We start from the raw sequence: 20,015 nt of genomic DNA, 5'->3' as shown, positions 1-20,015 counted from the left end.
GTCGGCGGCCTCCACCGCGCCGCGCCGGGCCGGCAGCCACGCGGACAACGGCTCGTCCCACCGCTGCGGATCCGGGTCGGCCAGCTCCCACGGCGAAGGGAACGGGTCGACCGGGGACACCGTCACCCCGACCGCGAACCCGCCCACCACCGACATGACCGCAGGCTAGACAGGGGCTACGACATTTCCCGCGCCTCAGCGCCGGGGGAGCGACGCACAGAGGGCGTACGTCGACGCAGACGAACACACCGCCGTCGGGCGGACCGCTCCGGGGGGCGGGTCCGCCCTACCGCAGAAGGACAGCGCGGCGGTCCGGGCTCCGCGCGGCGGTCCAGGGTTCGCGCAGAGGTCCAAGGCTCCGGGAGGCGGGTCCGGTGGACCGGGACGGGACCGATCAGCGGGTGGTGCGCGGGGTGGCGGGGTGGCTGCCCGCCGTGACCAGGTCCGCGACGGCCTGCCGGGCGTCGCCGGCGGTGACCAGCCCCTCGCCCACGAGCACGGCATCGGCCCCGGCGGCGGCGTAGCCGATCAGGTCGTGCGGGCCGCGGACGCCGGACTCGGCGACCTTCACGACCTCCGACGGCAGCCCGGGCGCGATCCGCTCGAAGGTGGACCGGTCGACCTGCAGGGTGGTCAGGTCGCGGGCGTTGACCCCGATCACCGAGGCTCCCGCCGCCATCGCCCGGTCGGCCTCGGCCTCGGTGTGCACCTCGACCAGCGCGGTCATGCCCAGGGACTCGACCCGCTCGAGCAGGCCGACGAGCACGTTCTGCTCCAGGGCGGCGACGATGAGCAGGACGACGTCGGCACCGTGGGCCCGCGCCTCGTGCACCTGGTAGCTGCTGACGACGAAGTCCTTGCACAGCACCGGGACGTCGACGACGGCGCGGACGGCGGCGAGGTCGGCGTGCGAGCCCCCGAAGCGGCGCCCCTCGGTCAGCACGGAGATGACGCGGGCGCCGCCGGCGGCGTACTGCTGCGCCAGCGAGGCGGGGTCGGCGATGTCGGCGAGGTCGCCCTTGGAGGGGCTGCGCCGCTTGACCTCGGCGATCACGCCGACGCCGGGGGCGCGCAGCGCGGCCAGCGCGTCGCGGGCGGGCCGGGCCGCCTGCGCGGCGGCCTTCACCTCGGCCAGCGGCGTCGCGGCCTCGCGGACGGCGAGGTCGGCGCGGACGCCCTCGATGATCTCGTCGAGCACGTTCACGGCGTGGCCGCAGCTTCGGCCGAGGTCCCGTGGTCGTTCATCGTCGCCACTGCTCCTCGTACGTCGATCCCGGCGGGTGGGGTGCCCACTCTAGAGGCGGGTCCCGCGCCCTCCGGCCCGGGGGCGGTCCCGGCGGGCGGGGCCCGCTCCGCTATGCGGAGCGGCCGGACCGCGGCGCCGGTGGGGGCTCGGTCGGGTCCTCCCCGCGGTCCAGCGCCTTCCACGCGTCGTCCGTGCGGTCCTCGGCCGACCTCGGTGGTGCCGGTCCGGCGTCGCGCTCGTAGCGCCGTCCCATCGCCGGCCAGGCGGCACCGCGGAGGACGACGAGCAGCCCGGCGAGGACCGCCAGCACCCCGGCGGCGACGGCGAGGCCCGGCCAGACCGCGGCGACCTCCACCGTCGTCGCGGTGACGCTGGTGCCGCTGACGCCCGGCAGGTCGGCGGCGGCGTCGGCCACTCCCCCGGCGAGCACCCGCGCGCCCGACCAGACCAGGGCGCCACCGCAGACCGCCACCAGCAGCCCCACGACCAGCCGCCCGGCACCCCGCACGGCCAGCAGCGCGACGGCGGCGGCCAGCAGCACCAGCCCGGCGGCGGTGACCAGCGGCGCCGCCGCACCGCCGGTGAGCGTGCCGGACACCGGCGGCAGCGGCGGCCGCCGCTCGGCGGTGACGGCCGCCCAGCGCTGGCTCGCGGCCGACAGCGCCAGGGCCCCGGCCAGCGCGGCGCCGACCACGGCGGCGGTCAGCTCGCGCCGCGCTCCACCGGACCGGCCCTCGTCCGGGGACCCGCTCACGTCAGCTCCCGCAGCCTCTCGGCCGTCGCGATCGCCGAGAGCACCGCGCGCGCCTTGTGCCGGGTCTCGGCCTCCTCGGAGGCGGCGTCGCTGTCGGCCACGATGCCCGCGCCGGCCTGCACGTAGGCGCGACCCTGGTGCAGGACGGCGGTGCGGATCGCGATCGCCATGTCCATGTCGCCGCTCGCGTCGACGTAGCCGACGGTGCCCGCGTACAGCGCACGCCGGGTGGGCTCGAGCGTCTCGATGATCGTCATGGCGCTGGGCTTCGGGGCGCCGGACACGGTGCCCGCGGGGAACGTCGCGTCGAAGACGTCGAGGGCGTCGCAGCCGGACCGCACCTCGCCGGCGACGGTCGACACCAGGTGCATCACGTGGCTGTAGTGCTCGATCCGCATGAAGTCGGGCACCTCGACGCTGCCCGGCACGCAGACCCTCCCCAGGTCGTTGCGGGCGAGGTCGACGAGCATGACGTGCTCGGCCCGCTCCTTCGGGTCGGCCAGCAGCCCCTCGGCGAGGCGGACGTCCTCCTCGGGGGTGGCCCCGCGCGGGCGGGTGCCGGCCGGCGGGTGCACGACGGCGGAGGTGCCGGCGACCGTCACCAGCGCCTCGGGCGAGGAGCCCACGACGTCGAAGGGCGTCTCCCGGCCGGCGAACCGGAGCAGGTACATGTACGGCGACGGGTTGGTCGCCCGCAGCACGCGGTACAGGTCCAGCGCCGGGACGTCGGTCACGAGCTCGAACCGCTGGGACAGCACCACCTGGAACGCGTCGCCGGCCCGGATGTGCTCGCGCACCTCCTCGACGCCGTCCTGGAACACGCCCGGCGCGAGGTTGCTGCGCACCGACGCCGGCACGTCGGCGGGCTCGAACACGGCGACGGCCGACGGCGCGGGGTGGACCAGCGCGGCGGCCATGGCGTCGAGCCGGGCGACCGCGTCGTCGTAGGCGGCCGCGTCGTCGTAGGCGGCCGCGTCGGGCCCCGCGCCGCCGCCGCGCAGCGCGTTGGCGATGAGCAGCACCGACCCGTCGCTGTGGTCCAGCACGGCCAGGTCGGTGACCAGCATCATCGCCAGCTCCGGCATGCCGAGGTCGTCGTCGCTGGTGCTCGGCAGCCGCTCCAGCCGGCGGACGACGTCGTACCCGAGGTAGCCCACGAGCCCACCGCTGAGCGGGGGCAGGCCCGGGGTGCGGGGCGAGCGCAGCCGCCGCGCCACCACCCGCACCGCCTCCAGGGGGTCCTCGGGGAGGTCGTCGGTGACCCCCGGGACGTCGTCGCCGAGCCACAGGGTGCGGCCGTCGCGCTCGGTCAGGACGCCGGCGCTGCGGACCCCGACGAAGCTGTAGCGGGCCCACCGCTTGCCCTGCTCGGCCGACTCCAGCAGCACCGTGCCCGGCCGGTTGCCGGCCAGCTTGCGGTAGACGCCGACGGCCGTCTCGCCGTCGGCGAGCAGCCGGCGGGTCACCGGCACGACCGCTGCGTCCGATGCCGTGAACTCCTCGCGCGAGGGCGCGGTGACCCCGAACCTCACGGCGCGACCCCCTGCACGGCGGGGAGCACCCGGTGGAAGCAGCTGAGCTCGCCGGTGTGGCAGGCGGGGCCCTCCTGGTCGACCAGCAGCAGCAGCGCGTCGCCGTCGCAGTCGAGCCGCACCTCGCGCACCCACTGGCGGTGCCCGGAGGTCTCCCCCTTGACCCAGTGCTCCTGCCGGCTGCGCGACCAGTAGGTGGCCCGGCCGGTGGTCAGCGTGCGGCGCACCGCCTCGTCGTCCATCCAGGCCACCATGAGCACCTCGCGGGTGTCGTGCTGCTGGACGACGGCGGCGACCAGGCCGGCCGGGTCGCGGCGCAGCAGAGCGGCCACCTCGGGGGCCGGCGCGGGTGCGGAGGGGTCGGTCGCGGGCATGCCGCCAGTGTGCCGTGCGCCCCGGTCAGCCCTGCGGGGCGGTGAACCAGTGGCGCCCACCGCCGAAGAGCACCAGCCCGAGGGCCACCAGCGGGGCGGCGGCGAAGAACAGGCTGAACACCGCGATCACGCCCCCGACGTCCTCGGTGGCCGCGGCCGGGCCGAGCAGGTCGGTCAGCTGCGCCCACCAGTAGGCGGTGAGCACCAACTGGACGCCGTGCGCGGCCAGCAGCGCCAGCCACGCCACCCGGGTGCGCCGGCTGAGGGCCAGGATGCCGGCGGCCACCAGAAGCACCACCGACACCACCTGGACGATCGACAGCACGCCGCCCTCGCGGGCGAACTCGTACGCCTGGGTGGGGGCGGCCGTCGGGCTCTCCTCGATCGCCATCTGCGCCAGCGAGGCGAAGAACCACACGTACAGCGAGGCGATCAGCACCAGCACCGCCTGGACGAAGCTGAGCACCGCGGCGCCGACCACCTGCCCCGGCCGCCGCCCGGCCCGGGGCGGGACCGGCCCCCCCGGGAACGGCGCCGTCCCCCAGGGGCCGGACCAGCCGTACGGGCCGGACGGGCCGTACGGCGGGGGCCCGTACCCGTACGGCGGCACACCGTACGGCGGTGCGCCGTAGGGGGTGGGCGGCGGCAGCGTGGGCGGCGGACCGGTGTAGCCCGGCCCCGGCTCGGTCGGCGTCGCCGGGTCCGACCACGGGTCGCGGGGTGCGCTCACCGCGTCCCCGTCACAGCGCGGCCGCGAGCGCACGACCCGCGACCCGGCCGGAGAACAGGCAGCCGCCGAGGAAGGTGCCCTCGAGCGAGCGGTAGCCGTGCACGCCGCCCCCGCCGAACCCGGCCACCTCGCCGGCCGCGTACAGCCCGGGGAATATCTCGCCGCCGGGGCGGAGCACGCGACCGGAGAGGTCGGTCTCCAGCCCGCCGAGGCTCTTGCGGGTGATGACGTTGAGCCGGACGGCGACCAGCGGCCCGGCCGCCGGGTCGAGGATGCGGTGCGGCGGCGCCACCCGGATGAGCTTGTCGCCGAGGTAGTTGCGCGCGCCGCGGATCGCGGTGACCTGCAGGTCCTTGGTGAACGCGTTGCCGACCTCGCGGTCGCGCGCCACGACCTCCCGCTCGACCTGCGCGAGGTCGAGCTCCGGGGTGCCCCCGGTGACCCGGTTCATGCCGGCGACCAGTTCGGGCAGCGTGCGGGCGACGACGAAGTCCTCCCCCTTGTCCAGGAAGGCCTGGACCGGGCCGGAGACACCGGCCTTGACGCGGGTCATCAGGAGCCGGAGGTCCTTGCCCGTGAGGTCTGGGTTCTGCTCGGAGCCCGAGAGCGCGAACTCCTTCTCCACGATCTTGTGCGTGGCGACGAACCAGGTGTGCTCGTGGCCGGTCTGCCCGATGTGCGCGAGCGTGCCCAGCGTGTCGAAGCCGGGGAACAGCGGCACCGGGAGCCGGCGGCCGGTGGCGTCGAGCCACAGCGACGAGGGCCCGGGCAGGATGCGGATGCCGTGCTTGTCCCAGACCGGCGAGTGGTTGGCGACGCCCTCGGTGTAGTGCCACATCCGGTCGCCGTTGACCAGGCTCGCCCCGGCGGCGACGGCGGTCTCCTGCATCTGCCCGTCCACGTGGGCGGGCACGCCGGAGAGGAGCCGCTGCGGGGCGGGGCCGAGCCGGGCCGGCCAGTACCGGCGGACCAGCTCGTGGTTGCCGCCGATGCCCCCGGAGGTGACGACGACGGCCTGGGCGGTCAGCTCGAACTCGCCGACCTCGGTGCGGGAGCTGGCCTCCCCGCGGGCCACGGGGCTGGGCTCGAGCACGGCGCCGCGCACACCGGTCACGGCGCCGTCGCGGACGACGAGCTCGGAGACCCGGTGGCGGAACCGCAGCTCGACCCGGCCCTCGGCGACCGCCGCACGCACCCGGCGCTCGAAGGGAGCGACGACGCCGGGCCCGGTGCCCCAGACGATGTGGAAGCGCGGGACCGAGTTGCCGTGCCCGGTGGCCGTGTAGCCGCCGCGCTCGGCCCACCCGACGACCGGGAAGAAGCCGATGCCCTGCTCCTTGAGCCAGGCGCGCTTCTCCCCCGCGGCGAACTGCAGGTAGGCCTCGGCCCACTGCCGCGGCCAGTGGTCGCTGTCGCGGTCGAACCCGGCCGTGCCGAACCAGTCCTGGCGGGCGAGCTCCAGCGAGTCGCGCACCCGCAGCCGGCGCTGCTCCGGGGAGTCGACGAGGAACAGCCCGCCGAAGGACCACCACGCCTGCCCGCCCAGCGACACCTCGGGCTCCTGGTCGACCAGGACCACCCGCTTGCCGGCGTCGGCGAGTTCGGCGGTGGCGACCAGGCCGGCCAGGCCCGCGCCCACCACGACGACGTCCGCCTCGGTGCTGTGCGTATCGGTGCTCACGCCGCGACGCTAGCGGGCGCGCCCGCTCGCGCGCGTCCCCCCGGGTGGGCATGTTGCCGGCCCGCCCCCGGTCAGGTGACCGGCTCGGGCTCTCCCGCCGAGGACCGCCGCCACGAGGCATGCAAGCGGGCGTAGGGCCCCTCGGCGTCGACCAGCTCGGCGTGCGTGCCGCGCTGGACGACGTGGCCCGCGTCGACGACGAGCACCTCCTCGGCGCGCTCGGCGGTGGAGAGCCGGTGCGCGATGGTGAGCGTCGTCCGGCCCTCGGTGAGGGTGTCCAGCGCCCGGGTGAGCCGCTGCTCGGTGGCCGGGTCCACCGCGCTGGTCGCCTCGTCGAGCACCAGCAGGTCGGGGTCGGCCACGTAGGCGCGGGCGACGGCGACCAGCTGCCGCTCGCCCGCCGACAGCGACTCCCCGCGCTGCCCGACCGGCGTCCCGACCCCTGCGGGCAGGCCGGCGACCCACGGACCGAGGCCGAGGTCGCCGAACGCGTCGACGACGTCGTCGTCGGTCATACCGGGCCGGCCGTAGCGCACGTTGCCGGCGACGGTGGCGTCGAACAGGAACCCGTCCTGCGGCACCATCACCACCCGCGCGCGCAGCGAGGAGACGGCGACGTCGGCCAGCGGCACCCACCCGCCGTCGCCCGAGCCGAGGAGCACCCGCCCCTCGACGGGGTCCATGAGCCGGGTGACGAGCTTGGCGAAGGTGGTCTTGCCCGAGCCGGTCTCGCCGACGATCGCCACCCGGGTGCGCGGGGCGATGGTCAGGTCGACGTCGTCGAGCGCCGCCCGGGCACCCGGTGCGTACCGGAAGGTGACGTGCTCGAAGCGCACGCCGAGCGGTCCGGCGGGCAGCTCGCGCACCCGGTCGGGCGCGGCCACGGCCGGGTCGCGCACGTCGGGCTCGGTGTCGAGCACGTCGAGCACTCGCCGGAAGCCGGCGACGGCGTTCTGCGCCTCGTTGAGCACCTCGCTGGCGGTCTGCACCGGGGCGACGAACAGGGTGACCAGGAAGAGGAACGCCACCAACGTGCCCGGGGTGATGTCACCGGCCAGGCCGAGGAGGACGCCGACGACGACGACCGCGGCGTTGGCGACGGCCGCGACGAACTCACCGCTGACGAAGACCGCGGCGGTCACCTTCTGGGCGTCGACCTGGGCGCGGTAGTGCCGGTCGATGGCGGCGTCGAGCCGCTCGGCGGTGCGGGCGCGCACGCCGTAGGCGCGCACCGTGGGAGCCCCGACGACCGACTCGGAGACGGCGGCCAGCACGTCGCCGACCCGCTCCCGGACCACGCCGTAGACCTGCACCAGCCGGCGGGCGAACCAGCGGACGGCGAACACCAGCGGGACGAAGCAGACCAGCACCAGCAGCGTGAGCTGCCAGGAGTAGACGAACATGACGACGGTGGCGACGACGAGCTGGCCCACGCTGACCAGCCCCAGCACACCGCCCCACTGCATGAACACCGACAGCTGGTCGACGTCGCTGGTGACCCGGGAGACCAGGGAGCCGCGCCGCTGCCCCTGCTGGTGCAGCACCGAGAGGTCGTGCACGTGCCGGAACGCCCGCTCCCGCAGGCCGGCCAGCGCGGTCTCGGTCGTGCGGAACAGGCGCACGTTCATGCGGTAGACCGCGACGGCGGTGAGGACGACGACCACGGCACAGGCCCCGACCAGCCAGGAGACCACGCCGAGGTCGGGCCCTTCCGGCGAGCCCAGGCCGCGGTCGATGACCTGCTGCACGGCGATCGGGACGACCACCCGGCCGGCCGTGGCGACCAGCGCCAGCGCGAAGGTGACCGGCAGGCCGCGCCGGAACTCCGGCATCATGCGCAGGCCCCGCCGCAGCGTGGCCAGGGCGCCCTCGTGCTCGCGGTCCTCGAGCTGCGTCGCGGCGGTCACGCCGGCACCTCCGCCTGCGCATAGGCCCGGACCAGCGCCGCGTAGCCGGGGACGTCGGCCAGCAGCTGCTCGTGGGTGCCGCGCGCGACGGCGCGGCCGTCCTCCAGCCACACCACCTCGTCGGCCAGCGCGATCGTCGCCTGCCGGTAGGCGACCACCACCACGGTCGTCGGCGTCCCGCCGGCGCGCAGCGCGTCGAGGATGCGTGCCTCCACGGCCGGGTCGACGGCGCTGGTGGCGTCGTCGAGGACCAGCAGCCGGGGGCGGCGGACGACGGCGCGGGCGAGCGCCAGGCGCTGCCGCTGGCCGCCGGAGAGGGATGCGCCCCGCTCACCCACCCGGGTGTCGAGCCCCTCGGGGAGCGCGGCCACGAACTCGTCGGCGGCCGCCACGCGCAGCGCCGCCCGCACGTCGTCGTCGGACATCGGGGCGCCGAGGGTGACGTTGCCGCGCACGGTGTCGTCGAAGAGGAAGGCGCCCTGCGCGACGAACGCGGCCTGGGTGCTCACCTCGCCCTCCCGCAGCCGGCGCAGGTCGACGCCGTCGAGGAGCACGCCGCCGTCGGCCGGGTCGACCAGGCGCACCAGCAGGCCGGCGAGCGTGGACTTGCCCGATCCGGTGGGCCCGACGACCGCCACCGTCCGCCCGGCGGGCACGTCGAAGGTCACCCCCTCGAGCGTGGGGCGGCTGCCGCCGTCGAAGCGGAACCCGACGCCGCGCAGGGCCACAGCCGCCCCACCGGCGCCGGCGACCGCGGCGTCCGGCCCGTACGGGGTCTCGCCGGTCGCCTCCAGGACGGGGGTGACCCGGTCGAAGCCGGCCAGCGCGCGGGGCAGGTCGGCCAGAACCCAGCCGATGGCGCGGATGGGCAGCGCGAGCAGGGTGAACAGGTAGGCGATCGACACGAGCCCGCCGGCGTCGATGGCGCCGTCGGCGACCCGGCCGGCACCGATGAGCAGGACGGCGAGGGTGCCCAGGTTCGGCAGCGCCTCCATCAGCGGGTCGAACACCCCGCGCACCCGGCCGACGGCGATCAGCCCGTCGCGCAGCTCCTGGGCCCGGTCGGCGAAGCGCCCGGTCTCGGTGTCCTCGCGGCCGAGGGTCTTCACGACCAGCGCGGCGTCGAAGCTCTCGTGCGCGATCTCGCTGACCTCGGCGCGCAGCTGCTGGGCCCGCTGCATCCGGGGGCTCATCACCTGCGAGTAGACGACGTTGGCGGCGAACACCAGCGGGAAGACCACCAGGCCGACCAGCGCGAGCAGCGGGTCGGTGAGCACGAGCGCCACGCTGGTGATCGCGATCATCACCAGGGCACCGCAGGCGAACGGCAGCGGCGCGACGAAGAACCAGGCGGACTCGACGTCGGAGTTGGCGTTGGAGAGGAGCTGCCCGGTGGGGTGGCGCTGATGCCAGGAGAGCGGCAGCCGGAGGTACTGGCCGGTGACCCGGCGGCGGTACTCGGCCTGCAGCCGGTAGCTCATGATCCCGGCGAACAACCGGCGGCCCACGATGCCCAGGATCTTCAGCAGCGCGACACCGAGGATGGCGACGGAGGCCAGCGCCAGCGCCGTGCCGGTGGTGGCGCCGTCCTCGAAGGAGGGCAGCAGCACCCGGTCGGTGACCTCCCCGATGACGTACGCGCTGGCGACCGTCATCCCGCCGTAGAGGCTGCTGGCCAGGAGCGCCAGGGTGAACATGCGCGGCTGCTCGCGGACGGCCCGGCGGATGTGGCGGAGCCCGCGTCGCACGACGGCGTCTCTGCGGCGGGACACGGTGCTCCTCGGGGGTCGGGCGACCGGTCCAGGATGCCGGACGGTCGTTAGGGACGCTAAGCGGCTCCAACCGAGCGCGCACCCGACTTCTTCCCGGGTCCGGGTGTCGCCGGATGCACCCGCCCGGTATGCAGGAGCGATGAGCGCCTCTGCCCCGTCCCTGCCGGACCGTGAGCGCGCCGCGCTGGCCGACCTCCTCGACGAGCTGGGGCCGGAGGCGCCGACGTGCTGCGAGGGGTGGACGACGGCGCACCTGGCCGCGCACCTCGCCGTCCGCGACCGGCGGCCCGACGCCCTGCCGGGGTACGGGCTGGAGCTGGTGCCCGGGGGCGCGCGGCTGGCCTGGTGGTCGCACCGCCTGGAGGACCGGCTGCGCGAGTCCACCCCCTACGCCGAGGTGGTGGGCCAGGTCCGCTCCGGCCCGCCGTCCTGGGCGCCCACGGCCTGGCCGGCCGTGGCCCGGGCGATCAACACGGTTGAGTTCGCGATCCACCACGAGGACGTCCGCCGTGCCCGGCCCGGGTGGGAGCCGCGGTCGCTGCCGCGGGAGGAGCAGGACCAGCTGTGGGCCGGGCTGGGCCTCCACGCCCGGCGCGCCGCCGGCCGCCGCGGCCTCCTGCTCCGCCGCAGCGACGTGCCCGGCGCCGAGAAGCGGCTGGGCGACGCGGGGCGCACCGTCACCGGGGAGCCGCTGGAGCTGATGCTGTGGGTCTCCGGCCGGCGGGACGTCGCCCGCGTCGACGTGGAGTGAGCTGCCCCTGTCGCGCCGAGTGGGCCCGGAGTGTCACGGAGGGTCCGCGCAGGCACGACGCAGCGGCTCAGCGCTCGGGGGACGGCTCCTGGTCGCGGTGTCGTCCGGAGGACGACCGTGTCACAGCGGGGTGTCGCCCTCGCGGCGCACCGGGACGCCGGCGGCGGCGAGCCCGGCCTTGACGTCGCCGACGCGGAGCTGGCCGAAGTGGAAGACGCTCGCGGCCAGCACCGCATCGGCGCCCGCCGAGACAGCGGGCGGGAAGTGCTCGACCGCGCCCGCTCCCCCGCTGGCGATCAGCGGGACGGCGACCTCCCGGCGCACCTGGGCGATGAGGTCGGTGTCGAAGCCGGCGCGGGTGCCGTCGGCGTCCATGGAGTTGAGCAGGATCTCCCCGACGCCGAGCTCCGCGGCCTGCACGCACCACTCCACGGCGTCGCGGCCGGTGCCCCGGCGGCCGCCGTGCGTGGTGATCTCCCAGCCGGAGTCGGTGACCGCGCCGTCGCGCACCCGCCGCGCGTCCAGCGACAGCACGAGCACCTGGTTGCCGAAGCGCTGCGCGATCTCGGCGATCAGCTCCGGCCGGGCGACGGCGGCGGTGTTCACCGCGACCTTGTCCGCTCCGGCGCGCAGCAGCTTGTCGACGTCCTCGACGCCGCGCACCCCGCCGCCGACGGTGAGCGGGATGAAGACGCTCTCGGCGGTGCGGCGGACGACGTCGTAGGTCGTCTCCCGGTTGCCGGAGCTCGCGGTGATATCGAGGAAGGTGAGCTCGTCGGCGCCCTCGGCGTCGTAGACCCGGGCCATCTCCACCGGGTCACCGGCGTCGCGGAGGTCGACGAAGTTGACGCCCTTCACCACCCGCCCGGCGTCGACGTCGAGGCACGGGACGACCCGCACGGCGAGCGTCATGCCGCGGGCTCCCGCACGGCGTCGGCCTCGATCTCCACCAGCAGGTCGGGGTCGATGAGCGCCGAGACCTCCACCATCGTCGACGCCGGCCGGATGTCACCGAACACCTCGCCGTGCGCCCGGCCGACCTCTTCCCAGCGGGTGATGTCGGTGACGTACATCCGGGTGCGGACGACGTCGGCGAGGGTGAAGCCGGCCCGCTCCAGCGACCGCTCGATGGTGGCCAGCACCTGGCGGGTCTGCGCGGCGGCGTCGCCGGGGTGGGCGACCGCACCGTCGACGATCGCCGTCGTGCCGCTCACCCAGGCGGTGTCGCCGCGGACGACGATCCGGCTGTAGCCGACCACCGGCTCCCAGGGGTTGGCCGAGCCGAGGTTGAGGACCGTCACGACAGGGCTCCGTCGCCGTCCCCGGAGGCGATCCGCAGGGCCTCCGGCAGCGTGAACGCGCCGGCGTACAGCGCCTTGCCGACGATGGCGCCCTCGACGCCGATCGCGGTCAGGCCGGCCAGCGCCCGGATGTCGTCGAGCGAGCTGACCCCGCCGGAGGCGATGACCGGCCGCGGGGTGGCGGCGCAGACCTCGCGGAGCAGGTCGAGGTTCGGGCCCTTGAGGGTGCCGTCCTTGGTGATGTCGGTGACGACGTAGCGGGCGCAGCCCTCGGCGTCGAGGCGGGCGAGGGTCTCGTAGAGCTCGCCGCCCTCCTGGGTCCAGCCGCGGGCGGCCAGCCGGGTGCCGCGCACGTCGAGGCCGACGGCGATGCGGTCGCCGTGCTCGGCGATGGCCCGGGCGCACCACTCGGGCGACTCCAGGGCGGCGGTGCCCAGGTTCACCCGCCGGCAGCCGGTGGCCAGCGCCGCCTCGAGCGACGCGTCGTCCCGGATGCCGCCGGAGAGCTCGACGTCGACGTCGAGCTCACCGACCACCCGGGCGAGCAGCTCGCGGTTGGAGCCGCGGCCGAAGGCGGCGTCGAGGTCGACGAGGTGCACCCACTCGGCGCCGTCGCGCTGCCACTGCAGCGCGGCGTCGAGGGGGTCGCCGTAGGAGGTCTCGCTCCCGGCCTCCCCCTGCACGAGACGGACGGCCTGGCCGTCGGCGACGTCGACGGCGGGGAGCAGCTGCAGCTTCGGCACGGTGTGCAGCCTAGGGACCGGTGCCCCGGCGGCCTGCGTCAGCTCCCGGGGGCGTGCCGGGCGGCGAACCGGCCGGGGGTCGTGCCGGTCACCCGGGCGAAGTCGCGGGTGAAGTGCGCCTGGTCGGCGTAGCCGAGCACCGCGGCCACCTCGCCCATGCTCGCCGGCTGCCCTCGCAGCCGTTCGGCGGCCTCCTGCAGCCGCCGGCGCTGGACCAGCCACTTCGGGGTGAGCCCGAGCCGGCGGTGCACCAGCCGCTGCAGCGCCCGCTCGGAGAGCCCGAAGCGGTCGCACACCTGCGCGACCCGAACGACCTCGCGGTCACCCTCCACGAACGCGACCACCTCGTTGACCAGGCGGCCCTCGTCGTCGACCGGCAGGTAGCGCCGCAGCGCGTCGCCGAACGCGGCCATCGCCGCGCCGTGGGCGTCCGGGGAGCGCGGGTCCGGTGCCATCGCCGCCCGGACCCGTGCGGTGAGCTCCTCCCCCGCGGCCCCGAGGACCTCGGCGACGTCGACGAACCGGTCGGTGTAGCCGCTCATCGGCCCGCCCGCGACGAGCGCGCCGGCGGCCGGGGCGCACATGACGCCGACCGCCCAGCCCTCGCCGGTCAGCGTCGTCTCCGACAATCCGGAGACGACGCCGTAGAACCGGGCGTAGCCGCTGGAGACGACCAGCAGCGCGACCGGGTACTGCAGCACCCGCTGCGGCGCCTCCCGCCCGGGCGGCACCGACCAGACCGGGATCCAGAACCGCTGCAGCAGGCCCTCGAACTCCGGCGCCGCGGCATAGCGGTGGATGACGTGCGAGGCGTCGCCGGGCTCCACCAGGTGCGCGCGCTCGATGTGGTCCATCGACCGGGAGCTGTCGGGTTTCATCAAGACCGAGCCTGCCGCACGCTCCTACGTTGCGGGGCATGACCTCCACCGCCGCGAGCTTCCAGGCCGCCGAACGACCCTTCACCGCCCTGCTCGACGCCGTCCCCCCGGCCGGCTGGGCCCGCCCGTCGCCCTGCGAGGGCTGGACCGCCGCCGACGTCGTCGGCCACGTGGTCGGCACCCAGCGGGACTTCCTCACCACCCACGGCGTCGACCTGGGTGAGGCGCCGGACGTCGCCGCCGACCCTGCGACCGCCTGGCGGGAGCACGCCAAGCGGGTCGCCGAGGCGGTGTCCGACGAGGCCGTCGCCGCCCGGGAGTTCGACGGCCACTTCGGCCCGACCACCGTCGGGGCGGCCTTCGTGCAGTTCTACGTGTGGGACCTGGTCGTGCACCGCTGGGACGTCGCCCGCGCCGTCGGCACCGACCCCGCCCTCACCGACGAGGAGCTGGGCCGGATCGAGGCGGGTGCGGACGCCTTCGGCCCCGCCCTGCACATGGACGGCATCTGCCGCCCGGCCCTGGACGTGCCCGGGGACGCCGACCGCGCCACCCGCGTGCTCGCCCGTCTCGGCCGGAGCGCCTGACGGGCCCGCGTGCCGGTGCGGCAGGCTGACGGCGTGGAGTTCGCCGACGTCGTCCGCCGCCGCCGCATGGTGCGCGACTACGACCCCGACCGCCCGGTGCCCCCCGAGGTGCGGGAGAAGCTGCTCGAGCACGCCATCCGGGCGCCCTCGGCCGGCTTCAGCCAGGGCTGGGCGTTCCTCGTCCTGGAGACCGCCGAGGAACGCCACCGCTTCTGGTCGGCCACCACCGACGACGCCGCCCCCGACGGCTGGCTCACCCGCATGCGGCGGGCGCCGCTGCTGGTCGTGCCGCTGGCGAACAAGAGCGCCTACCTCGACCGCTACGCCGAGCCGGACAAGGGCTGGACCGACCGCGACGAAGCGCGTTGGCCGGTGCCGTACTGGGACGTCGACGCGGGCATGGCCTCGCTGCTGATGCTGCTCACCGCGGTCGACGAGGGGCTCGGCGCCTGCTTCTTCGGCGTCCCGGCCGGGCGCGTGGACGCCTTCCGGTCGGCCTTCGGGGTGCCGGCGGAGTACCGCCCGGTCGGGTGCGTCTCGGTCGGCTACCCCGGGGACGGGGACCGCCGGTCGCCGTCGCTGCGCCGCGGCCGGCGGGGCGTCGACGAGGTGGTGCACCGGGGGCGGTGGTGATGCTCAGCCGAGCTCGGTGACCCCCGTGACCAGCACCAGGTCCGCCCCGTGCGTGCCGGCGACGTCGACCCTCTCGGGCCGTGGCTCGAACCCGGGAAGGCCGGCGAGCCCGTCGCTGCCGTCGGTGGCGCGCAGCCGCACCGGGCCGTCGCCCTCCACCGTGAAGGCCGCCTGCAGCCCGTCGGCGGGCGGCGCGTGGAACGTGATGCGCAGCGCGCTGCCGCCCAGCGACTCCTCGGGCACGTCCCGCCCGGCGAGCCGGCCGCGGACGACGCTGCCACCGTCGACGGTCAGCCCGAGGTCGACCAGGCGCACGCCCGCCCGCTGCGGCGTGACCCGCACGGCGATCTCGCGCCGCCCGCCGAGCACCTCGTCGGAGACGACGGTGACCTCCGGCGCGGGGAGGTCGGCGACCTCGGCCGGCCCGGTCTGCAGATCGCGGCCGGCGAGGTAGGGCAGCTCCACCCCCAGGGCGCCGCGGCCGTCGACGAAGCGGCCGGTCCACTCCCCCGGCGTCGTCTCGGTGGTCACCCACCGGGCCTGCTCCTGGTCGGTGTCGAGCACGTACGCCAGCCGGCTGGGCACGGGGTGCTCGGCGTCGAAGCGGTCGACCGCCAGCCCCGCGGCGACGCAGGCCCACGCCGTGCCCAGCGCCACCACCGGGACGGCCGCCGCGGCGAGCCGGTCGCGCGCCCCGGTCGCCGTCCCCGGGCCGGGGAAGAGCAGTTCGAACGCCGGGAGCAGGGCCAGCCCGGCGAGGACGACGACCACCGACGGCGCCAGCGCCTGCGACAGGCCGAGGGCGGGGAAGAAGAGCGCGGCCGTCGGTGCGAGGACCAGCACCGCGGTCGCCCCGGTGAGCAGCGCGGCGACGGCGCGGACGGCACGCCTGCGCACCAGGACGGCGACGACGCCGGTGAGCGCGCCGACCAGCGCCGGCCACGCCGCCAGGTAGGAGCCGCCCGGCGCCACCGCGGCGAGCACCGCCGACAGCACGGCGAGCCACAGCAGCGCACCCGTGACCAGCGGTGCAGCTCCCACCCGGCGGCGCAGCAGCGCGTACCAGACCAGCACCGCGGCGAGCACCACCGCGACCGCGGCCAGCCGGAACCAGCCCGGCCGCCAGGGGTCGAGCATCGTGGCGTACCCGGGGCGCGTGGCGACCAGCGCCCACCACAGCCCCTGCGCGGCGAGCGGCCCGGTCACGAGCGGGACCAGGGCCAGCGCTGCCGCCCCCGCCGTGCGCCGCAGCGAGCTGATCCCGCGGGCGCGCAGGGTCCACGCCAGCCCGGCGACCGCGGCGAGCGCCGCCCCGGCCAGCGGCCACACCAGCCAGCCCGGGTAGCGCACGAGCAAGCCCGGGAGCGGGAAGTATGTCGCATCCTCGGCCGCCGGCGCGGCGAGGGCGGCCAGGTCGCGCCCGCCCAGCTCCCGGGCGAGCGCGAGGGTGTTGTCGCCGAGGGCCTGCAGGGTGCCGCGGTCGAGCCGTTCCGGGGTGTCCTGCGGCGAGTGGTAGGCGGCCGCACCGTCGATGAAGGCGGTGTTCATGCCGGTGAAGCCGCCGTCCTCGAGCAGCACGCTGAAGTCGGTGTCGTTGGGCAGCGCCCGGTAGACCTCGACGGCGAAGCTGCTCGCGACCGGGTGCGGCGCGGCGTCGGCGAACGCCGCGGCGAGGCCGGCGTTGCCCAGCGACGTCTCGAACATGATCGGCGGTCCGCCGGTGCCGCGGGCCTCGACGTTGAGCACCACCCCGCCGCCGGCCAGCGGGTGCGAGGCGGTGAACGCCTCGGCCCCGCAGAGGCAGGCCTCCTCGGCGTCGGTGAGGACGACGACGACGTCGTTGCGCAGCCGCGGGCCCTCGGTCAGCGCGCGGACCGACTCCAGCAGCGTGGCGACCCCCGCCGCGTCGTCGGCCGCCCCCGGGCCGCCCTCCACCGAGTCGTGGTGCGCCACCAGGTACAGCCGGCCGGTGGGCTCGGTTCCCGGGAGGACGGCGACGACGTTGCGCACCCGCGCCATGCGGGTCTCCCCCACGCCGCCGGCCCGGGCGCCGACGGCGTTCTGCACGCGGGTGTCCAGGCCGAGGCCGGTGAGGGTGGCGACCAGGTCCTCCACCACCGCGCCGTTCGCGGGGCTGCCCGCCACGTGCGGCTGGGTCGCGATGCGCTCGACGTGCGCGAAGGCGCGGGTCGCGCTGAACTCCGGGGCCGGGGCGTCGGCCGGGCGCGGGTCCGGCGGCTGGAGCCCCACGACGCTCCAGGCGCTGAGCGCCAGCAGCAGCGCGACGACGGCCAGCCCGACGAGGCGGCCGGGGCGGGACGGGCGCTCGGCGGGCACGCGACCTCCTTGGACGGCAACCCGCGCACCCTAGGGCGCCGGCGCACCCGGGCCGGGCAGGCGCGGCCGACAGCGGCTGGTTGACTGCCGCCATGAGCAGCACCCCAGCCTCCCGCGCCGTCCTGGTCACCGGCGCCTCCCGCGGCATCGGACGGGCGGTCGCGCACGCCTTCGCCGCCCGGGGCGACCGGGTGGCCGTGCACTCCGGCAGCTCGCGGGAAGCCGCCGAGCGGGTCGCCGCGGAGCTGCCCGGCAGCGGGCACGCCGTCGTGCAGGCCGACGTCGCCGACGCCGACGCCGTCGGGGCGGCGGTCGACGAGGCCGCGGCCGCCCTCGGCGGGTTGCAGGTGCTGGTGAACAACGCCGGCGTCTTCACACCGCACCCGCCCATGGAGACGTCCTGGGAGGAGTGGCAGGCGGTCGTGGCCCGCACGCTGCAGGTGAACCTGGTCGGCGCGATGCACGCCACCTTCCGGGCGGTGCCGCACCTGGTCGCCGCCGGCGGCGGCGCGGTCGTCAACGTGACCAGCCGCGGCGCCTTCCGCGGCGAACCGGCCACGCCGGCCTACGGCGCCGCGAAGGCCGGGCTCAACGCGTTCGGGCAGTCGATGGCCCAGGCGCTCGCCCCGCACGGCATCAGCGTGGGCAGCGTCGCCCCGGGGTTCGTGCAGACCGAGATGGCGCGCGAGATCCTCGACGGCCCGGGCGGCGACGCGGTCCGGGCGCAGTCCCCCTACGGCCGGGTGGCGCGCCCGGAGGAGGTCGCCGCGGCGGTGCTGTGGCTGGCGTCGCCGGAGGCCCGGTTCTCGACCGGCACGATCATCGATGTCAACGGGGCCAGCTACCTGCGCAGCTGAACGAGCTCAGCGCAGCGTGTGCAGCCAGTTGGTGAGCAGCTGCGCCCCGGCGTCCCCGCTCTTCTCGGGGTGGAACTGGGTCGCCGAGAGGGCGGCGTTCTCCACGCCGGCGACGAACCGGTCGCCGTGCTCGGCCCACGTCACCTTCGGTGGGGCCAGCGGCGAGGAGGCGCCGTCCTGACCGAGCGGGAAGTTCCGCACGCCGTAGGAGTGCACGAAGTAGAAGCGCTGGTCGGCCAGCCCGTCGAACAGCACGCTGTCCCGCGGCGCCTGGACGGTGTTCCAGCCCATGTGCGGCAGCACCGGCGCCTCGAGCGGCTCGACGACGCCGGGCCACTCGCCGCAGCCCTCGGCGTCCACGCCGTGCTCGACGCCGCGCTCGAACAGGATCTGCATGCCGACGCAGATGCCGAGCACCGGCCGGCCACCGGCGAGCCGGCGGCCGATGATCCGCCGCCCGTCGACGGCGTCGAGGCCCTTCATGCAGGCGGCGAACGCGCCCACCCCGGGGACGACGAGGCCGTCGGCGTCCAGCGCCGTCCGCGCGTCGGAGGTCACCGTCACCTCGGCACCGACCCGCTGCAGCGCACGCTCCGCGGAGCGCAGGTTGCCCGAGCCGTAGTCGAGGACCGCCACCTTCTTCACGCCTGCCACGCTACCGATCAGCGCCGGAGGCCCCCGGGGTGTTCCCGTGCGTGCACCGTCACACGGGCGACGCGCGCTGGCCGTCCGCCGCCCTCACTTGGCTGCCCCATCGCTGTTCGGGGCCGAAGGTGGTCGGGCGCTCGGCGGGCGAAGCCCGAGCAGTACTACTCGCACCGACACGTCGGTCGCCCCGATGACCACGTCGGCATCCGCGTACAGGAGCATCGTCCGAGCTGTCGACAGGCGATCGCCAGCCCATGAAAGAGGCCACTGTCAAGGCGACGCCTACGTCTGTGGACAAGCCGGTGACCTGCGGATTCGTGCTGCGGGTCTCGTCGACCGGCGGTAGTATTCGCACATGTGTTCGACAGGTACGTCCGATGCGATCGACCGGTTGGTCGCCGCGCTGGACGACCTGGCCGCCCAGGACCTGACGGCTGCGTTCGGGCCGCAGCTGATCGACCGCCTGGGCCCGCTGCTGGCCGCCGGGAACCGCCTGTCCGCCGAGATCGCCCGCACCGTCCGCCAGGGCGAGCTGACCGGCGCCGCCGAGCACGACGGGCAGAAGACCATGGCCTCCTGGCTGTGCGGCCACGCCCGGGTCTCCCCGGCCGCCGCCTTCCGGCTGGTGGCCTCCGGGCGGGCGATCGAGGCCCTGCCCGCGGTCGCCGCCGCAGCCGCGACCGGGGCGCTGCCCCCGGAGGCGCTGGCGGTGATCGCCCCGGTGACCACCCCGGCCAACCTGGCCGCCGCCGCAGCCCAGGACGTCGACCTCGCCGGGATCGATGCGGCCCTCGCGCGGGTGGCCGCCACCCGCCCGCACGCCGAGCTGCGGCAGGTCGTCGCCCACTACCTGGACCGGCTGGACCCCGACGGCGCTGAGCCCGACCCCACCGAAGGCCGGTCGCTGAGCTTCGTCAAGCACGCCGACGGGTCAATCTCCCTCCGCGGCGAACTCGACGCCGTGGGCGGGGAGAAGCTGCAGACCGCGGTCGAGTCGATCGTGCAGGCCAACCGGCCCGCCGGGGACCTGCGTACCCGCGCCCAGCAGTCCGCCGACGCCCTCGTCCAGCTGTGCGACAACCAGCTCGCCGCCGGCACCCTGCCGGTCCTGCGCACCCAGAAACCACACGTGGTGGTCCGGGTGGACCTCGAAGACCTCATCGACCCCGCCGCGGCCGGCCCCGGCGCCGCCCAGACCGGCTTCGGCACGATCATCTCCGCCGCCCGCGCCCGCTGGCTGGCCTGCGACGGCGGCATCAGCCGCATCGTCATCGGCCCCGACGG

At 76.1% G+C, this 20,015-nt stretch carries 19 protein-coding genes; 5 read left to right on the top strand and 14 right to left on the bottom strand.

What is annotated here, in order from left to right; all coding sequences use genetic code 11:
• Window positions 1-394: 394 nt before the first annotated feature.
• The 8 genes from trpC to BMW62_RS12195 form a co-directional block, all read right to left on the bottom strand.
• Window positions 395-1,204, bottom strand: a complete 810-nt coding sequence (gene trpC, locus BMW62_RS12230; RefSeq protein WP_091931141.1) for an indole-3-glycerol phosphate synthase TrpC — start codon at window positions 1,202-1,204, stop codon at window positions 395-397.
• Between the two features lie 151 nt (window positions 1,205-1,355).
• The gene (locus BMW62_RS12225) at window positions 1,356-2,000 is read right to left on the bottom strand and encodes a TIGR02234 family membrane protein (RefSeq protein ID WP_091931140.1); all 645 of its coding nucleotides are present in this window, start codon (window positions 1,998-2,000) and stop codon (window positions 1,356-1,358) included.
• Window positions 1,997-3,532: an anthranilate synthase component I gene (locus BMW62_RS12220; protein ID WP_091931139.1), complete on the bottom strand. Its 1,536-nt coding sequence runs from the start codon at window positions 3,530-3,532 to the stop codon at window positions 1,997-1,999. The genes BMW62_RS12225 and BMW62_RS12220 overlap by 4 nt, the downstream gene beginning before the upstream one ends.
• The gene (hisI, locus tag BMW62_RS12215; protein ID WP_091931138.1) at window positions 3,529-3,906 is read right to left on the bottom strand and encodes a phosphoribosyl-AMP cyclohydrolase; all 378 of its coding nucleotides are present in this window, start codon (window positions 3,904-3,906) and stop codon (window positions 3,529-3,531) included. The genes BMW62_RS12220 and hisI overlap by 4 nt, the downstream gene beginning before the upstream one ends.
• 25 nt (window positions 3,907-3,931) lie before the next feature.
• On the bottom strand, window positions 3,932-4,636 hold the full coding sequence (locus tag BMW62_RS12210; RefSeq protein ID WP_139206255.1) for a hypothetical protein: 705 nt from the start codon (window positions 4,634-4,636) through the stop codon (window positions 3,932-3,934).
• 10 nt (window positions 4,637-4,646) lie between these two features.
• Window positions 4,647-6,317, bottom strand: coding sequence for an FAD-binding dehydrogenase (locus tag BMW62_RS12205; RefSeq protein ID WP_091931136.1), 1,671 nt, complete (start codon window positions 6,315-6,317; stop codon window positions 4,647-4,649).
• Between the two features lie 71 nt (window positions 6,318-6,388).
• Window positions 6,389-8,224 (bottom strand): ABC transporter ATP-binding protein, encoded by a 1,836-nt coding sequence (locus tag BMW62_RS12200; RefSeq protein WP_091931135.1) that lies wholly within the window; start codon window positions 8,222-8,224, stop codon window positions 6,389-6,391.
• Window positions 8,221-9,996, bottom strand: coding sequence for an ABC transporter ATP-binding protein (locus BMW62_RS12195; RefSeq protein ID WP_211435100.1), 1,776 nt, complete (start codon window positions 9,994-9,996; stop codon window positions 8,221-8,223). The genes BMW62_RS12200 and BMW62_RS12195 overlap by 4 nt, the downstream gene beginning before the upstream one ends.
• A gap of 139 nt (window positions 9,997-10,135) precedes the next feature.
• On the opposite strand from BMW62_RS12195, the gene BMW62_RS12190 reads away from it, so the two are divergent.
• A complete protein-coding gene (locus BMW62_RS12190; protein ID WP_091931134.1) occupies window positions 10,136-10,747 on the top strand; it encodes a TIGR03085 family metal-binding protein in 612 nt (203 codons plus the stop codon).
• A 120-nt stretch (window positions 10,748-10,867) separates the two neighbouring features.
• On the opposite strand, the gene hisF is transcribed toward BMW62_RS12190, so the two are convergent.
• The 4 genes from hisF to BMW62_RS12170 are packed head-to-tail and all read right to left on the bottom strand — an operon-like array spanning window position 10,868 to window position 13,669.
• Window positions 10,868-11,659 (bottom strand): imidazole glycerol phosphate synthase subunit HisF, encoded by a 792-nt coding sequence (gene hisF / locus BMW62_RS12185; RefSeq protein WP_091931133.1) that lies wholly within the window; start codon window positions 11,657-11,659, stop codon window positions 10,868-10,870.
• Window positions 11,656-12,048, bottom strand: coding sequence for a RidA family protein (locus tag BMW62_RS12180; RefSeq protein ID WP_091931132.1), 393 nt, complete (start codon window positions 12,046-12,048; stop codon window positions 11,656-11,658). Before BMW62_RS12180 ends, hisF begins: the two co-directional genes overlap by 4 nt.
• Window positions 12,045-12,791, bottom strand: coding sequence for a bifunctional 1-(5-phosphoribosyl)-5-((5-phosphoribosylamino)methylideneamino)imidazole-4-carboxamide isomerase/phosphoribosylanthranilate isomerase PriA (priA, locus tag BMW62_RS12175; protein ID WP_091931131.1), 747 nt, complete (start codon window positions 12,789-12,791; stop codon window positions 12,045-12,047). The genes BMW62_RS12180 and priA overlap by 4 nt, the downstream gene beginning before the upstream one ends.
• 38 nt (window positions 12,792-12,829) lie before the next feature.
• Window positions 12,830-13,669 (bottom strand): helix-turn-helix domain-containing protein, encoded by an 840-nt coding sequence (locus BMW62_RS12170; RefSeq protein WP_091931130.1) that lies wholly within the window; start codon window positions 13,667-13,669, stop codon window positions 12,830-12,832.
• A gap of 38 nt (window positions 13,670-13,707) precedes the next feature.
• Here BMW62_RS12170 and BMW62_RS12165 point away from each other — a divergent pair, with 38 nt between their 5' ends.
• Window positions 13,708-14,256 carry a TIGR03086 family metal-binding protein gene (locus BMW62_RS12165; protein ID WP_091931129.1) on the top strand — a complete coding sequence of 183 codons (549 nt, stop codon included), beginning with the start codon at window positions 13,708-13,710 and terminating at the stop codon, window positions 14,254-14,256.
• A gap of 33 nt (window positions 14,257-14,289) precedes the next feature.
• Window positions 14,290-14,889 carry a nitroreductase family protein gene (locus BMW62_RS12160; protein WP_091931249.1) on the top strand — a complete coding sequence of 200 codons (600 nt, stop codon included), beginning with the start codon at window positions 14,290-14,292 and terminating at the stop codon, window positions 14,887-14,889.
• Window positions 14,890-14,892: 3 nt separating this feature from the next.
• Here BMW62_RS12160 and BMW62_RS12155 read toward each other — a convergent pair whose 3' ends face one another.
• Window positions 14,893-17,226 carry a M20/M25/M40 family metallo-hydrolase gene (locus BMW62_RS12155; RefSeq protein WP_211435099.1) on the bottom strand — a complete coding sequence of 778 codons (2,334 nt, stop codon included), beginning with the start codon at window positions 17,224-17,226 and terminating at the stop codon, window positions 14,893-14,895.
• Window positions 17,227-17,318: 92 nt separating this feature from the next.
• Here BMW62_RS12155 and BMW62_RS12150 point away from each other — a divergent pair, with 92 nt between their 5' ends.
• Window positions 17,319-18,083 (top strand): SDR family NAD(P)-dependent oxidoreductase, encoded by a 765-nt coding sequence (locus BMW62_RS12150; RefSeq protein ID WP_091931128.1) that lies wholly within the window; start codon window positions 17,319-17,321, stop codon window positions 18,081-18,083.
• 6 nt (window positions 18,084-18,089) lie between these two features.
• Here the strand turns inward: BMW62_RS12150 and hisH are convergent, their stop codons facing one another.
• Entirely contained in the window at window positions 18,090-18,728 is a 639-nt protein-coding gene (hisH, locus tag BMW62_RS12145; RefSeq protein WP_091931127.1) for an imidazole glycerol phosphate synthase subunit HisH, read from the bottom strand.
• 358 nt (window positions 18,729-19,086) lie between these two features.
• On the opposite strand from hisH, the gene BMW62_RS12140 reads away from it, so the two are divergent.
• Window positions 19,087-20,015 (top strand): DUF222 domain-containing protein (locus BMW62_RS12140; protein ID WP_348271459.1); only part of this gene is annotated, 929 nt, incomplete at its 3' end.

It is taken from the genome of Blastococcus sp. DSM 46786 (assembly GCF_900109665.1).
Classification (GTDB): Bacteria; Actinomycetota; Actinomycetes; order Mycobacteriales; family Geodermatophilaceae; genus Blastococcus; species Blastococcus carthaginiensis.
Note: the sequence above shows the minus strand (reverse complement) of the source record. Positions and strands in the feature narration are given on the sequence as shown.

What these genes read in the sequence shown, in the direction of transcription:
- hisI (WP_091931138.1), bottom strand. Translation starts at nt 3,906, where the DNA reads ATGCCCGCGACCGACCCCTCCGCACCCGCGCCGGCCCCCGAGGTGGCC.
- BMW62_RS12190 (WP_091931134.1), top strand. Translation starts at nt 10,136, where the DNA reads ATGAGCGCCTCTGCCCCGTCCCTGCCGGACCGTGAGCGCGCCGCGCTG.
- hisF (WP_091931133.1), bottom strand. Translation starts at nt 11,659, where the DNA reads ATGACGCTCGCCGTGCGGGTCGTCCCGTGCCTCGACGTCGACGCCGGG.
- BMW62_RS12170 (WP_091931130.1), bottom strand. Translation starts at nt 13,669, where the DNA reads ATGAAACCCGACAGCTCCCGGTCGATGGACCACATCGAGCGCGCGCAC.
- BMW62_RS12165 (WP_091931129.1), top strand. Translation starts at nt 13,708, where the DNA reads ATGACCTCCACCGCCGCGAGCTTCCAGGCCGCCGAACGACCCTTCACC.
- BMW62_RS12150 (WP_091931128.1), top strand. Translation starts at nt 17,319, where the DNA reads ATGAGCAGCACCCCAGCCTCCCGCGCCGTCCTGGTCACCGGCGCCTCC.